Source organism: Ruegeria sp. BI12 (assembly GCF_056537985.1).
The window spans coordinates 397,893-414,657 of sequence record NZ_JBQFSL010000002.1 but is presented as its reverse complement, the minus strand read 5'-3'; the positions used below and the strand labels follow the sequence as shown (position 1 = coordinate 414,657).

Genomic DNA, 16,765 nt, shown 5'->3' with positions numbered 1-16,765 from the left:
AGGAGCGTTTAACCCCGTAAGTTGCGAAGTGCGGGCTTAAACTTATGTTCGTTGCACGGCACCTGCAGTATTTAGCGAGTTTTATTTGACTCGCGCGACTGCGGCAGAGAAACTTGGATTGTGTAATTAGTACCCGCATTTTGCCCTGTTCGCCGCATGCCGGGAGTTTTTTGGCTCGTAGTAGCTTGCGAAACGTTTTTCCGCGTCCAGGGTGATTGGGTTTAGCGGAGCGATTTTAATGAAGGCATTGAAGCAGCAGCAGATAGTCGGAACCTTTCCCACTTCTGTTACCCAAAAACGGTGCTGGTTTATGGAGCAGATTCACCCCGGTAATAAGGGACTGAATCTAGCCGTACGGTGGGAATTGCGAGGACCGGTAACCAGCGACATGGTTCAAACTGCGTTCCAGAAGATCATCGACCGGCATGAGATTTTTCGAACACGTTTCGTAGAACAAAACGGCGAGCCTGTGCAGGAAGTCTTCGCACATGTGGAATTCAAACTCGATCTCGTTGATATCCTAAATGTCCCCGAAGCCGATCGCGCAGAGCGGATTAACTCGATTGCCATTGCACATTCAGAACAGCCATTCGACCTATCTGAACCCTGTCTCTTTCGCGTTGCGATGGTTCCAATGGAAACGGAACGCGCAGCTCTGTTGATTTCGGTACATAACAGCGTGTTCGATGGATACTCAATCGGTGTTCTGGGTCATGAACTGGGCGTACACCTCGAAGCGCTGCAGACTGGTACTGATCCTGATCTGCCAGAATTAACACTGCAATACGGTGACTTTTCTATGTGGCTTTCTGATTACGAACAGAGCGGCGCCATGGATGAAGAGGAAGAGTACTGGAAGCAAACCCTCGGTGGCATGGAATATTTCGAACTGCCGCTTGATCGACCGCGTGCGGCCTCAGAGCCCCTGCCCAAGTCCTTTGCAAGGGAACTTCCGCAGGACTTCGAAACCAACCTTTCTGAAACCGCAAGAGAGCTGGATACCTCAGTCTTTGCCCTGGGCGTTTCCGCTTTCAGCACGGCGCTAGAACGGTTTTCTGGCCGCAATGATGTAAGCTTTGCCATCCAGGTCGCAGGCCGAACAGAAATAGATTTGGAACCACTGATCGGGATTTTCACTAACCCCATCGTCATGCGTCTCGACATTGACGCAAGCAGATCAGTAATCGATCAAGGTCGCGCTGCTCGTGAGGTCGTAAATGGCGCTTTGGCACACCAGACATTGCCTTTCGATAAGCTGGTTCAGGTACTAAACCCACCGCGTGACCCGTTACGTATCCCGTTGGTTTCGATCATGTTTAACCTTCAGCGCGTTTTCTTAAACGAAAGAAAATATGGCGATGTAGAACTGGTTTCGGTTCAATCACACTCACCTGGTACGCTCTACGATCTCAATGTGAACATTATAGGTCGAAATTCGGGATGGCGTCTGGCGATAGACTACAATGCCAACCTGTTTGACGAGTCCACTATTCAGGCGTTTTCTGACCTTTTGCTCGAGGTGTTCCAAGCCTTAATGCGACGCGACCCCGCTCCGACCTCAGCGATAGCAGCAAATCGACCCACTAAGGTAAAAAACCCTCCGCTAAATCTGAATGGGTTTACGTCACATGCAAAGCCAACACCGTCCCCGAACAACGTCAAAGCTCGACTGGCCTCCTTGTGGTCCGACATTCTTGCGCTGCCTGTTGATCATGTCGACGGAGATTTCTTTGATCTGGGCGGCTATTCGGTACTGGCTTTGCAAATGTTGTCGCGCGTTGGAGAGACTTTCGAAACCAGACCAAGCCTGCACGCGTTTTTGAATGATCCGACTCTGGACGGGCTGGCCAATCTATTGGGACAGACCGAACCTGTTGTATCAAAGCATCCAGCGCCTCGAGACGAAACGACGCCCGATTCAATCTGGTCTCTGGCCGAACTCAAATCCGCGCCTGAAACCGCGCCCATCTTGCTGACGGTTAATCAACCATTCCTTTACCAATCACTAGGCAAAGAGATCGGAGCAATTTGTGCTGTTGCCAATATCGGTATCGCTGATCGGGCGCAGCTCAATGCACTGTCTCAAGCCGGATTCGACCCGGCGATTGAAGAAGCGGCATCAATTGTTCAAGACCGATACTCAGGGCGGGACATACTTTTGTGCGGGCTTTGCGTCGATGGTCGTGTCGCGTTACGGCTAGCCGAACAACTAACTGCTTTAGGCGAGCGGGTGCGTTGTGTTGGTATGATTGACACTTGGGCCCCCGGCGCAATTGGCAAGTTTTCACGGTCTCAACGCATACGCGATAAATGGACCGTTAGAATGCGCAGGCTTCGGTACTACCTAAATCTACGGTGGTCTGGAAAGATCAGTACAACAGATCTCCTCGGTCAAAACGATTTTGCACAGCGCTTTCTCCAAGCCACAAAGCTCGCACCGCCGGCGTCTCCAACCGAAACGCTAGTCGACGAAACCGTGGATGTTTTAGTAAGCCAAACGCGGGCCTACAGCTTTGAACCATATGACGGCGAAGTTGTTCTTTTTATCACAAGATCTCAGGCCATGGTTCCTGAAGATGGCGTATTGGGTTGGTCGGAGCTGCTTTCGGCGGACACAGCTGTCTATCCGGTGAATGGCTGGCATGGTGACTCCCTCATGCGATCGGGCTTTGGCCGGATATCCGAAGTCTTCGATGCGAAGGCACGCCGATTGGAGAGCAACAGTGCAATATGAAAAGCTTAAAGTTGCACTGGTAACACCCCCGGGACTGTTTGGCTTGCAGGATTGGCAAGCGATATTGATCGACCGATTGAGAAGTGATCCCCGGTTTGAAGTTACGGGTCAGATTGTTGGCGGAATTGATCGGCGGGACCGTTCAGGAACACTTTTGATGCGCTTGTTAATGCGGGCCGAACAGGTTTTGGCTGCGCGACGTATTCTGCCTTATGATACTCAGGCTGCCGCAGATTTCCTTAGCACTCTCCCGGTTACCCAAGATCAGGCTGACCTTGCGCTTGCGCTTGGTCCCGCTTCGTTGACAAAGTATCAGTTGGCCCAGCTCCGCTTCGGAGAATGGGCAATTGCATTTGGCGGTATGAGCGACCCATTCAAGGCTGGCATGACAACTGGAGCGCGCCGCGCCCCCCATGTCCAAGTCGAAATCCATTCGAAATCCTACGAAGACCCAACTCAACGGGTTTTTCGGCAAACCAGCTACAACCGCAAACCAGGTAGTGTTTTGACGGGAGCTTTTGTAGCTGAAAAGTCGATCCTCTTTCTGTTCCATGCAATGAATGAGTTGGCAGAGCGTCGCAGTGTGCCTGAAACCAGGCAGCTTCCCGAGGCTACCAAGGCAAAACCTGACTTTGAATCCTCTCTCGTCTATGCATTCAACCTTGTAAGTGACGTGTCAGAAAAACTGAAATCTGAACGCCTTGCACGAGCCGGACAAATCAGAGAGTTTTGGCAACTTGGCAGTTCATCCGGCCCGGTCTCAGGGTTTCATCCAGGAAAGGCAAAAGGCCTGCCGCGATCATCTTGCATAATGGCCGATCCCTTCCTGTTCGAGCATCAAGGGCAACAGTGGGTTTTTTTCGAAGCCATGAATGCCGAAGATATCAATGGTCGCATAGAGGTGGCGCGTCTGGAAGGAGACTGTCTCACCGAACCCGTTACCGCGTTGAAGTGTACTTATCACCTTTCCTTTCCTTTTGTGTTTCGGGCCGGAGACTCGATCTTTATGATGCCCGAAACCCAGGCAGCCAAACGCCTTGAGATATGGCGTTGCACCAAATTTCCAGATGAATGGGAATTGCATGCCACAGCATTCGAGGGTCAGTACTTAGCAGATTCCAGCATGTATCTTGGGGATGATGGGCGGTGGTGGCTGATTACCAACTTATCTGATCATTTCGCTTTTCAGGATCATTCCAGCGAACTGTATCTGTTTGAGGTCGATGGCCCGGATCTGAAAACGATCAAACCTCATCCCAAAAATCCTGTCGTGTTTGGGTCAGACTGCGCCAGAAACGCAGGGGCGATCATCCGGCAAGGGGATCGGCTATTCCGGCCGTCGCAAAACAACAGCCATGGCGTGTACGGTTTTGGCCTGAACCTCATGGAAATTATCAAGCTTGACGAAACAGAGTACGAGGAGCGGTTTATCCGGCAGTTCACGCCCAAGGATCGACCTGGTGTCAAAGGCATGCATCATCTGAGTGTTGCCGGTGGCCAGATCGTTATGGACTGGAGTAGCGCAGAATGAAGTGGAACCTCGCCATCTCAGTTGTGTTTCTGGCGGGATCAGCCATCGCCGACGAAGATGAGTTCAATCTTGGCGTACAAACGCATCTGGAACAGGGATGGAGCAGAGCCGCCCTCGATCTGGCGCAAGATCTGGGTGCGACGCACCTTCGTGATGAGATTGGATGGGCCACCGCGGAACAACGACCAGGCGTTTACAACTTTGCGGTCGCGGACAAGTACATGTTGCCCCTGATTGAAAAAGGTATGGTACCGCTTATCGTCATCACAGACAGGAATCCTTTGTACGACAACGGCGATACGCCGCACAGTAAGGAGGGTCGCGAAGGTTTCGCCGCCTGGGTAAGCGCCATTATCAGCCACTATGGAGTCGATAATCTTAAGATCGAAATCGGGAATGAATTCAACTCGAGCGATTTTATCAGAGGTCCATTTACCCAGAACCCACCGGCATATTTGGCTGCACTGGTTCGAACGGTACGCGCGCGCCTGGAGCAAGATCATCCCGATGCCAAGATCATTTGCAGCGGCTTAAACACAATTGCGATCGGGTTCTATCGAGAGTTTTTTCGTCAGGGCGGCCTGCAAGCCTGCGATGCGATTTCTGTTCATCCTTATCGCGACAACCCCAATACCGTCCTGCCAGAACTGAACCGTCTGAAGGCTTTGATGCAGGAATACGGCGGAGAACGCCCAATCTACGTAACCGAGTTCGGCAATTGGTTTGAAGATCAGAATGATGCGCCTGATTACATGGTCTTGATGGTGACACAAATGGCAGCATCCGGGATAAACGACGCGTATTGGTATGCGTTGCTGGATGAGCCTTGGTGGCCCAATATGGGATTGCGTACGCAAAACGCTGAAAAACGAAAACCCGCAGCTGACTCATTTGAGTTTCTACAGCGTGAGCTCCTGCCATTCGGCCGTCCTGTCGCACGCGAAACGATTGAACCAGCGCGGATCTACGAATTTGGAAAGAACGGTGAAGCATTCGTCGCGTGGGGCAGCGGCGTGCTCGAAGTGAAAGGAGTGGCAGAGTTTTTTGACGCTCGCGGCCGCCCCATTGATCCTGTGAACACTCTGACAGATTCGCCAATTCTGATCATTGGACAGAATCTGAAAGTCGAGTTGTCAGTACAAACAGTACACGCGGACACGCGATACCAGTTCAATCAGGCACCATGGAGCTACTTTGCCAGACGCCCCAGCATCGGTCTGGTTCCGCTGGAAATCATCGATTGGTATTGGCCGAGCTACCGTGGCGCGCCTGATCTTTCGCCTCTTCGCATCACTGACGACGGCGTGACGACCGCGCGGTTCAATGGCAATCCTTATAACGCCATAGAACGATTTACGGCACAAATGGATGGTCGATTTATAGTGAATGGGCAGTGGAAAGCCTCCTCAGAGACCGAACCATCGCGCCTGTCTGTCTTGCACAACGGAACACCTGTTCACGAGGCCGAGGTCACAAATGATGGCTATGTTTTGCCCGAGATTGGATTGGAATTGCAATCTGGTGACACGGTGGATTTCGAAATCGCACCGACAGGCCCAAATGGCGATGGATCTGTAAAACGCCGGATCAAGATATCAGGGCCACCCGTTTCGCATCCGGATGGCTCCGAAAATCGCTTATAGTCCCCGTCGGGCACCGCGACGATAGGATTTCAGCGAAGGTTTGCGCGGTGCGCTGTCCTCATCTACCCGATTGTCGGCAAATGCGGCAAGGCGCGCAATTGAGGGGTATTCCAATAGGTGCCTCGCCTCAACGTTCAAATCAGCATCGATCATGCGCGCGGCAATACGGAATACTGTTAAGGAATCTGCGCCCAACGCAAAAAGGGTTTGCGATGTTGAAATTTGATCGATACCCAGAGCGTCTTCCCAGATTTTTGCCATTTTCTTTTCCGTCGGCGTACTGGGCTCAGTGTACAATGCGGTGACTGTCGCAACAACGTCCGGATCAGGCAGAGCTTTGCGATCCAATTTTTCGTTGCCGGTTTTGGGCAGATTACTGAGGAATACCCAAGCAGTCGGCACCATGTAGTGCGGCAGCCGGTCGGCCAAAGCCGTAGTCAGGCTTTCCGGTTTGGGGTCATGTCCTGGCTCGGCAACGACATATCCGACCAGTTGCTTGTCTCCACGCGGCGAAGGACGCAAAGTCGCGGCGGCCGCCTGAACGCCGCGCACCGCGCGCATTGCCGTTTCAATCTCTCCAAGCTCGATGCGGAAACCGCGCAATTTGATCTGCCCATCATTGCGACCCAACACTTGGATTGTGCCGTCGACCAAACGACGGGCAACATCGCCGGTCTTATACAAAAGACGTGGGTGCCCGTTCAGGGACACTTCACGAAATGCTGCTTGTGTTAGATCGTCGCGTCGGAAGTACCCCTTAGCCAACCCTGTGCCACCAATATTCAGTTCGCCCTCAGCCCCGATTGGCAACGGCTGGTCGTCAGGACCAAGCACATGCAATTCGGTATTGGCTATGGGATGACCAATCGTAATCAGTTCGCCCGAATGAACCTTGGAAATAGCAGACCAGATCGTGGTCTCGGTCGGGCCATACATGTTCCAGAGATCGGCGCCGCTTTCCATCAACCTCTCTGCGAGATCGGCTGGCAAGGGTTCACCGCCCGCCAACATGGTCAAACCTTTGTCAGGCCGTAACCCAGCTTCAAGCAGCATGCTCCACAGCGTAGGCGTGGCCTGAATATGCGTGACATCGCCACGCTTCAAACGTTCGACCAATCGGAACCCGTCCAGAACGTCTTCTTGTGCCGCGATAACCACTCGACCACCCTGCAGCAACGGCAGGAACAGCTCCAGAACCGAGATATCGAACATCGTCGTAGTCACTGACAACATTACCGACTGCGGGTCGAAACCGGGTTCGTCCGACATAGACGTCAGGAAGTTGATCACCGATCGATGGCCGATCTCAACCCCTTTTGGCGTGCCGGTAGAACCCGAGGTGAACATCACATACGCCGTTGGATCAACTCTATCTGCGATGATCGAAGGAATGCCACCCGCTCTTACTTGACTCATCTGAAGCTCAGGCAGATCAAGACCTTCAGCGCAGTCGGGTAGATTGGCCTGATCGTGCAGGACAGCAGAAACATCTGCCGTCTCAAGTATCATGCGCAGCCGCGAAGCGGGTTGAGCGGGATCAATCGGCACGTAAGCGTTACCGCTTTTCAGAACGCCGAGCAAAGCTGCCAGGCATTGTGATGACCGAGACATGGCCACGGCAATCCGGCCGCCGGAACCCCGAACAAGGGCCTGGATGTCAGCGGCGACCGCATCACTTAGCCGGTCAAGTTCCGTATAGCTGAGCTGTCCCAGATTATCCTCAACTGCGATCGCGTTTGGATAAGTTTTGGCAGTTTCCGAAATTAGCCTGTCGAGCGTTGTCGCCTGTGGCAATGCCTCGCTCGTTCGATTCACAGTCTCCAGCATCCACTCGAGCTCGTCGGCGGGCTGAACGTTAACCTTAGCTAGAGGGCGCGCGGAATCCTCGGCCAGTTCGGAAAGAACTGTCTCAAAGTACTTCATCCAACGCATCACCGTGTCTTCGTTATAGACGTCAGTGTTGTAATCGACATCCACTCGCAGACCGTCGCGACGTTCGATCACGTTAAAGAACAGGTCGAAATTCACAGCTGTTTTAGGGTTGGGTGCCGACGTCATGCTAAGCGGGCCCATATCTACGGCTTCGCCCAGTCGTTCCAGATTGAACTGCACTTCTGTGAGCGGCAACCGGTTCAACGTGCGCTCGATATTCAGATCGCGAACGAGCGTTCCGTAGGTGTAATCCTGGTGGTCAAATGCATTCATAACCTGATCACGAACCTGCGTCAGAAAGTCAGCAACCGAAGCATTCGGGTCTTGAACGGCGCGGATCGGCAGGAAATTGACGCAGTGACCAACCATTTCGTTGTTGTCCAGCAAGGCCTGCCCGCCGGTTGGCACACCTATGACCAGATCATGAGACCCGGTCAGCCGTCCTAATACAATCTGCAACGCGGCAAACAGCGTTGCAAACAGCGTGCAACCTTGCGCGGCACCGGCCTTACGTGCCGCTGACGCGACATCTCCCGATATGCGCGCCGTGCAAGTCGCACCGGAGAATGTTTTGATTGCAGGTCTAGAATGATCGGTTGGTATATCCGGCAATTCAGTAGTTTCTGAATATTGTTCTTCCCAATAGGCGCGCGTCGCCGGTCGCACATTTTTACCGGACTGAGTGGCGGCATAGGCGGCGAAAGACGGTGCCGGTGGAAGGTTCGCCGGCGTACCCGAAACCTCTTCTTTGTAAAATGCCACCAGGTCCGAAGCCAGTACGTTGTATGACCAGCCGTCGCATACGATATGGTGTGCATTGATGATCAGAACATGTTCTTCCGCCGACATCCGTGCAACGAAAGACCGTATGGGAGGCCCCGAAATCAAGTCGATTTCAATCGAAGAGTCTTCGTGCACAATGCCGGCCAACGCAGCCTCTGGGTCTTCTTTGTCACTCAGATCATGAAGCGTAAGCTGCAGTTCGAATGGATCGACAATGTTGAACGTCTCACCGTTTTTGGCAAAGACCTGACGCAACCCATCATGCCGTTCAATTACACGGTTAAGCGCCCGTTGTAAGGCGTCTTGGTTCAATGAACCCGTTAGACGGAACGAGGCGCTTTCATTGAAACTGCACGACGCTTTCTCTCCCAGTTGACTGGTCATCCAAACTTCGCGCTGTGCTTCGGTCAGGGGGATACCTTCGGTTGGCGGTTTGGCTACCGGCTTTGTAGCGACGGGTTTGGCTTTCCCGTCGCCAACAAGGATACCAACGCTTCTGAGCGCATCGACGGATTGTTCAAACGCGTTCACAACCGCATCGAAGTCCTGTTCAGTATGGGCAGTCGTAAAGAAGCAGGCATACCCGACCTGAACATGGATACCGGCCATCTTCATGAGCGGATAAAACAGGGCGGCATTGGGATCGAAGTCCATTAGTTTCGGAACAAACCAGCTTGAATAGCTTTCGACCAATTGCGGTAACCCACGCGCTACAAGAATGGCATTCATCCTGCCGACTGCATCAGCTGTACGGGCGGCCGTGCGCTGCCAAAGATCGGACCCATTGGTGCCCATATGTTCTAGCGTTGCGTCCACCGCGGCAACAATCAACGGATGACGAACGAACGTTCCTGCAAAGAAGGTTGGAGAAACTTCCGGGACCGAGTCATCACCGAACTGCCACATGCCTCCGTCGAGTGCATCCATAAACCGGGCTGAACCCGCAAGCATGCCAATTGGCATACCGCCTCCGATTACCTTGCCGTAGGTTGCCATGTCGGCCTGGATATCCCACTCGCCCTGCATTCCCCGGGCACCAACCCGGAATCCGGTCACAATTTCATCCATGACCAAGGCCGCACCGCCTTCGTGTGTGATATGGCGCAGTTCACGCACAAATTCCTTAGGGCGCAGGTTTGGGTTCCGGCTCTGTACTGGTTCGACAACAACAGCAGCGACTGAGCCGATATTTTCGCGAATCCAATCGATGCTTTCTGGCGCGCCATACGGTAACACAACCATGTTGGACAGGCTCGAGCGGGGAATTCCCGGTGCAATCGGCAGAGCCGCAGGGTCGCCACCACGTGACTTGCCTTTAACCAATACTTCGTCGAACTGGCCATGGTAGTCACTGCCAAAAACTACGATCTGGTCGCGACCTGTTACCGTTCGTGCAATACGCATTGCTGCCATCACAGCCTCGGACCCTGTGTTACAGAAGGTAGCGCGCTCATGACCTACGAATTTAGCAAAACGTTCCAGAACTGGGCCGGCGAGGTCACATTGCGGTCCAATTGCAAAGCCGCGTTCCATCTGTCGTGATACAGCATCAATGACAAAATCCGGCGAATGGCCAAAAGCTATAGGCCCGAAACCACTGACCAGATCTATGAATTCATTACCATCGATATCCCACAGGCGCGCACCTTTAGAACGATCGGAAACGATCGGGAACACCAACTCCTTCCATTCAGCGCGAAACCCAGCTGCCGTGCGTGGGTCGGCCATCACAGACCGGTAGGTCTGTACATACTCTTTGGATTTGGCGTGCCGCTGGCTGTAACTTGTTGCCAAGTCTCGCGCAAAGGCCAGTTGCTCGGACGTAAGGTCGCCGCCGGCTGCATTGGTTGCACGTCCAATCGAAAAGGTGCCTTTGCTCGCCGCATTTTTGGGCAGCGCAGGAACTGCAGGTTTAATCTCTGCCTCGACTTTTGGTGTACTGGCCACAGCAGTAGGTGTCGCCGTCTGAGCTCCAGACAAAGCCTGAAGCTGTTGTGCAAAAAGTGACTGCATAGCAGCCACCTGCGCCTGCATGACAGCAGCGACTGACCCATCGCCAATCGGCGCGGAGGGCACAACTGATGGTGTCAATACCGCAGGAGCCGCTGGTTGCGTAGCGCTTTGCGTGACCTTTTGTGTGGCCTCCGGTTCAGCCGAGGGAACAGCCGTTTCGGGGGGTAGGCTTTCATCCAGGTAATCAACGAGCGCCTCGGCGGACGGATAGTCGGACATTAATTGCCGGAATGTCAGATCGATCCCATAATCAGCATTCAATTTTTGGGTGACCTGTCCGAGGAACAAGGAGTCAAACCCAAGTTCCAAAAATGTTGCCGGTGCATCTTCTGGCCCCAGATCTTCACCAGAAACTTCGCTCAAAATGGCTAGAATCTCACTGATCAGGCGCGGCTTGCGCTCAATCTGTTCTTGTGAATTGGATGTCGGCATAGAAGAGAACTCACTTACACTTGAAACAGGATTTACGATTGCCGTGGTCGGTGCGGGTGACGAGGAAGTTGCTGCTCCGATGGAAGGCGCTGGCGCATCGACCCAATGCAGTTTGCGTTGGAATGGATAAGTTGGCAGAGGTACGCGCCGGTTTCCGCGCGGACCCAGCTTGTTCCAGTCTACATCGACGCCACATCCCCACAGGCAGCCCATTGCAGCGGCCATCGCGACTTCATCCGTTTCTGGACGGGTGTGATCCGGCAAAGACTGTATCACCGCAACCGAGGCATCCCGCGGCAATGTTTGGGTGCTGAACGCAGATAACGTGTTCCCAGCGCCAACCTCGAGCAACGCGGCTGGATCTTCGGTCACGAGTGTCGAAACCGCGTCCGCAAAATTCACCGCTGCTCGCGCCTGGGTCGCCCAATATGACGGGTCTGTGCATTCATTCTCGGAAATCCAATCGCCCGTTACACAGCTGACATATGGAATTTTCGTTGGTTGTAGCGTTTTTTGAGTGACCGCTTCCAACAGGCCTTCACACACCGGGTCCATCATGCGTGAATGAAACGCATGAGAAGTGTGAAGACGTGTACACGGAATACCGGCCTCTTTCAGTCGATCGTCAATCGACGCAATTGCATCAAAGTCTCCGGCCAATACATTTAAACGAGGCGCATTGCGCGCGGCGACATCGACGGTATCATCCAGATAATCATCCAGATAATCATCCAGAGCCTCAATCGGTGCTCTAACGGACAACATCGCACCGCCTGGCTGATCCTGCATCAGTTGGCCTCGTTTCGCGATGATCGACAACCCGGTTTCAAAATCCATGACGCCACCCAACGTGGCGGCGGTGAACTCGCCAACCGAATGGCCAATCATTGACGCTGGGCTTATGCCACGAGCCATCCACAGCTTTGCACAGGCGTATTGGGTCAAGAACAACGCTGGCTGAGTCAGGCGGGTTTCGCGCAACGCACGCGCGAGGTCCTGGTCACTGGCGTCTGCGAAACACAGCATTGTCTTTACGTCCAAGCCAAGAACCGGGCGTAATATTTCCGCACCTTTATCAATCCACTGCGCAAATTCAGGTTCGGTTTGGTACAGACCGCTGCCCATGCCCGGGTACTGAGATCCCTGACCAGGGAACATGAATGTTACAGTTGGTTTGCCCCGCATCGCAGGCTTACGGATAGCGGGTGCAGCGCGTAAGGTTTTGGCGACCTCTTCAGGATTCGAGCCCGCGACAGCCTGACGGTACTCAAAAACGGCTCGTCCCTCTTGCAAGGTATAGGCCGCATCCGCCAGTCTCGGCGCGTTGGGGTTCTCCAAGGCGTCCGCTAACTCACCCTTCATCTCGACCAAGGCTTCCGGCGTCTTCGCCGAAATGACAACCGTTTGTACGGAAGCAGTCTCAGCGTCCTGCACTATTTGCGGCGCCTCCTCCAGCACCAAGTGGACATTGGTCCCCCCCACTCCGAAAGAACTGACACCGGCGCGCAATGGTCCATCCGACACCCAATCCGAGAGGGAACTCGGAACCCGGAACGGAGTACCTTCCAGTTCTATTCTAGGGTTCAGACCGGAGAAGTTTGCCACAGGAGGAATCTTGCGGTGTTTCAGCATCAGCACTGTTTTGATTACGCTGGTTACGCCGGCAGCCGCATCCAGATGACCGATATTGCCTTTGACGGACCCGAGTGCACAGCCTCCTTCGACAACTGCTTCGCCGAACGCCTGACGCAGCCCACTAATTTCAATAGGGTCCCCGAGAGGTGTCGCGGTTCCGTGGCATTCGACGTAAGTCACACTTTTAGGTTCGATTACAGAATCTTTGTGCGCTAGGCGAATTGCATCCGCCTGACCGCGTACCGTTGGTGCCGTGTAAGATATTTTGTCGGCACCATCGTTATTGATACCGCAGCCCAGAATAACCGCATGGATGTGATCACCGTCTGCTACGGCATCTTTAAGTCTGCGCAATACAACAACGCCGGCACCGTGCCCGAAAACCGTTCCGCTGGCTTCAGCGTCAAATGGTCGGCACGTGCCGTCATCTGACGACAACCCACCTTCTTGCGCGATATACCCGCGCTTTTGGGGAAAGGTGATCGAAACGCCTCCCGCCAAAGCCATGTCGCATTGGCCCGCGCGCAATGCCAACAATGCCTGCGAAATCGCGGTCAGCGACGTCGAACACGCCGTCTGTACTGTCATCGCAGGACCGTGCAGGTCCAGCTTGTACGACACCCGAGTTGCCAGGCAGTCGCCAATATTGCCGGTAAGTTCAGAAATCTTACCGGTCTGATAATTCGACATATACGCCTCGGCTGCCTGACGGTCGGACAATATGTTTTGAATCAGATATGTGGTCGACGACGACCCCGCGTATACGCCCACCGGCATGCGTGTCCGCCATGGATCGTGCCCGCTGTTTTCCAAGGCATGATAGCAAATCTCAAGGAACACACGGGCTTGCGGGTCCATAGTTGCCGCCTCACGGGCATGCATTGAAAAAAACTTGGCATCGAACATCCCTGCATCCGAAAGGATCGGGCGGGCCGCTACAAAACTGTCCGATGCACGTTGTTCCGGCGTGAAGCTATCTTCAAGTTCGTCCGATGAAAATGGCTTGATCATATTGTCGCCGTTCTGAATGTGCTCCCAGAACTCATCAAGAGACTGTGAGCCGGGCAGTTTGGCTGCCATGCCCACAATTGCGATTGCATTCTCAGGTAAGTTCAGTTCAGCCCGTTCGTCAGCTCCTTGTTCTGGCTCCTGAGATGACAGCGACTCGTTTCCACTCACTTCGATCGCGGCTATTGCCTCGGACAAAGGGCCCAGACGCGGGACTTCGAACATGAGTGTGATGTCGAACCGTACGTTTAAACGTTTCATCACTTCCGCATGAACGCCAATCAATTGCAGAGATGTTCCCCCGGCTTCGAAGAATGTTGCGTCTGAAGCCAATTCTCCGCAACCCAATGTCTCATCATAAATCTTCGCAACAGTTCGTGCGATCTCCGCAGCGTCTAGCGGATTACGCGTCGATTGGAATATTGGAGTTCGGGTTGACTGGAAAATTGGCCCAATGTTGCCATTGCTTTCCAAGTCCTTCGATTCGACGCTGTCGACCAACGCTTTTCGGTCAATCTTGTTGCTTGGGGTTAATGGAAAGTCTGCCACAACCCGGTTCGTCCGAGGCAGGGCGCCCTCCGGCAAGGCCCTACCGAGTTCGGCCATAACCTCGCGGACGAAGGCGCGTTTATCAGCAGGCATATCGCCTGACGGTTTCAAAAAGGCTGTTATGCGTTTTTCACCCGTATCTGCCTTGGTCAAAGTAACCGCAGCATCCAAAATCATCGGCAATTCACGTAGGTGATGTTCAATTCCGTCCAGTTCAATGCGACGACCACCAATTTTTACCTGTCGATCGACACGCCCTAAAAATTCATAGACACCATCGTCGCGCTGCCGGACCAGATCTCCTGTCAAGTACACTTGTCCGGTGTGAGTCGGGCGCGGATCTGAAATAAAAGACTCGGCCGTCCGTTCGGGTTTGTTGAGATAGCCAAGTGCCACACTCGGTCCTGCGGCAACTAGCTGCCCGACCTCTCCGGCCCCCAGTTCGCTATGGTTTTCGTTCACGACGAAACAGTCGCAGTGACCAGTCGGCACGCCTATCGGAATTGTACCACCAACAAGGTCCGCTTCGGTGACGACGTGCATCGTGGTTAGGGCGGAGTTTTCTGTGGGTCCGTAACCGTTTATGACTTCGATTCCGGGATGCGCATCTTTGAGACTACGAACATGTGAAGCGGATAGCACATCACCCGCCGCACCAAAACGGCGCAAACTGCTTAGCGCATCAAGGTGATGTTCGATCAGCAGATGTGACATTCCGGTGTAAAAGAAGGCGACACTTACACCATGACGGGAAATAGTTGCGGCAAGCTTGTCCAAAGCCGGCTTGGGCTCGGCCACAACTGCGACCGACCCTCCGTTCAAAAGCGCGGGCCATGTTTCCCAAGTGAAACCGTCACACGCAATGGTCGAACTCGCCAACGTTATGTCGTTGGGAAGAACTTGTCCGATTGGTTGGTCAAAGCCGAGCCGAACGATGGACCGATGAGGTAACACAACACCTTTTGGCTGTCCGGTCGATCCAGACGTATACATTATGTAACACGCATCCAGACCAGTTCTGTTCGGAAAGTCACGCTTCTCATCGGGATCAGAATTCAATAGGTCGAGCGCATTCAGACTGGCAACCTGGTTCGAATTCAGTTCATCGGCTATGGGCTTGTAGTGCTCCTCCCACAGGATAGCGGATGGTTTGGAATCCGCTATAACGTACCCTGCTTGCTTTATGTCATAGGCTGGGTCCAATGGCACAAAGGTCCCGCCCGCACGCATGATACCGCACATGGTTAGGATTGCTTCGGGCGTGCGATCCATGATCATCGCCACGTTGTCGCCCGGCAAAACACTCTTTGACATCAAATGCAGGGCAATTCGATCAGCGGCATCTGCAATTTCCGCGTACGTGTACTCCCGCTCGTCACCGATCAGCGCGACCTTGTCTGGTACGATAGCGCACACGCGAAGCATGCTTTGATAGAGGTCCAGCGCAGGATCAAACTTCAAAGAGCGCAAAGACCTGACGGCAGAACCATTTAACATATCAACCCCTTAAGCCGACCAAAGGGGGTTATCGTAGCAAACAGCGCAAAATAGGTTGCGTCTTTGACAATTGCCCTACGAAATTTGCGCTACGACCCCTCAGGTCAAATACATCGGCAAAACAAACGAATTCGATGTCGACAAGCGTATTGTATGCATTTCTGGCTGTCGACTGCAGGCTGCCCATGGCAGCATCAAAGAGTCGCTGTTGGTCGAATGAACTGGCATTCTGACCTGCATGGCATTGAAAAATAGCTAAAAATTCGCAGGAGGATGCAACAAGGTTCGTTTGAGCACGTCTTTGGACGACTCGCGTTTAAGTTCCAAAAACCCGCCAATCTTTTTTCCATCGGACTATTTATTCCCATCCAGACACAATCAGGCCAGTCTGAACCTTCAAAGCGGGAATTTGCGCTTTTTGCTCAAAGTCGATTCTGAGCCGTGAACCGAAAAAGAGAAACTTGGCGAAGGGTTCTACGCTTAACTTTTTCGGACATTTTGAGACGATGCTGTATTGGTAGGGTCGCCTTATAGCACGACAGCCTTGACCTCTGTCTCATGACCGAGCCCCTTTCCTGCACACAACACTCGTCCTTGATTGCTGTGCTTGGTGATCAACTCTCAATGAATACCGCTGCGCGCGGGTGATCGGAACCGTGACACAAGCTTGATGACCGAAGTCATGGAAGAAGCTTGTTACCTGCGACATCACAAAAAAGGAGATCGCTTTCGTTCTTTCCGCCATGCGCCAATTCGCGGCGGAACTTAAGTAGGACGGGTGGACCGTGCGCTACGTTCAACTGAGTGAGCCGGACAATACGCAAAGTCTGATCAGCGAAATCGCCAGAGCGAAGCACGATCTAAGAATTAAGCGCGCGATTGTGACCGAGCCCGGAGAATACCGTCTGATCCAAAAGCTCGCGCAGTGCGAAGGGTTGGAAACGGGAGCCGATGATCGGTTCCTAGCCAACCATCATGACTTGCAAACCTGGGCCACCTCTTAACTGT

Annotated in this window: 5 protein-coding genes; 4 read left to right on the top strand and 1 reads right to left on the bottom strand. The window is 53.4% G+C overall.

Features of this window, described 5'->3' with window-relative positions; all coding sequences use genetic code 11:
* Positions 1–238: 238 nt before the first annotated feature.
* From ACR0AK_RS15160 to ACR0AK_RS15150, 3 genes are read left to right on the top strand one after another with little or no spacing between them, the layout of a single operon-like run.
* Positions 239–2,734 carry a condensation domain-containing protein gene (locus ACR0AK_RS15160; protein WP_480793924.1) on the top strand — a complete coding sequence of 832 codons (2,496 nt, stop codon included), beginning with the start codon at positions 239–241 and terminating at the stop codon, positions 2,732–2,734.
* On the top strand, positions 2,724–4,265 hold the full coding sequence (locus ACR0AK_RS15155; RefSeq protein ID WP_480793923.1) for a glucosamine inositolphosphorylceramide transferase family protein: 1,542 nt from the start codon (positions 2,724–2,726) through the stop codon (positions 4,263–4,265). The genes ACR0AK_RS15160 and ACR0AK_RS15155 overlap by 11 nt, the downstream gene beginning before the upstream one ends.
* The gene (locus ACR0AK_RS15150; protein WP_480793922.1) at positions 4,262–5,908 is read left to right on the top strand and encodes a glycoside hydrolase 5 family protein; all 1,647 of its coding nucleotides are present in this window, start codon (positions 4,262–4,264) and stop codon (positions 5,906–5,908) included. Before ACR0AK_RS15155 ends, ACR0AK_RS15150 begins: the two co-directional genes overlap by 4 nt.
* Here the strand turns inward: ACR0AK_RS15150 and ACR0AK_RS15145 are convergent.
* On the bottom strand, positions 5,903–15,757 hold the full coding sequence (locus tag ACR0AK_RS15145; protein ID WP_480793921.1) for an amino acid adenylation domain-containing protein: 9,855 nt from the start codon (positions 15,755–15,757) through the stop codon (positions 5,903–5,905). The two genes, ACR0AK_RS15150 and ACR0AK_RS15145, sit on opposite strands and share 6 nt — an antisense overlap.
* Before the next feature lie 785 nt (positions 15,758–16,542).
* On the opposite strand from ACR0AK_RS15145, the gene ACR0AK_RS15140 reads away from it, so the two are divergent.
* Complete coding sequence (locus ACR0AK_RS15140) at positions 16,543–16,761, top strand: cryptochrome/photolyase family protein (protein ID WP_480793920.1); 219 nt, start codon at positions 16,543–16,545, stop codon at positions 16,759–16,761.
* Positions 16,762–16,765 lie beyond the last annotated feature (4 nt).

Bases quoted from the DNA above. Each gene is read 5' to 3' on its own strand.
- ACR0AK_RS15160 (WP_480793924.1), top strand. From the start codon at position 239: ATGAAGGCATTGAAGCAGCAGCAGATAGTCGGAACCTTTCCCACTTCT.
- ACR0AK_RS15150 (WP_480793922.1), top strand. From the start codon at position 4,262: ATGAAGTGGAACCTCGCCATCTCAGTTGTGTTTCTGGCGGGATCAGCC.
- ACR0AK_RS15145 (WP_480793921.1), bottom strand. From the start codon at position 15,757: ATGTTAAATGGTTCTGCCGTCAGGTCTTTGCGCTCTTTGAAGTTTGAT.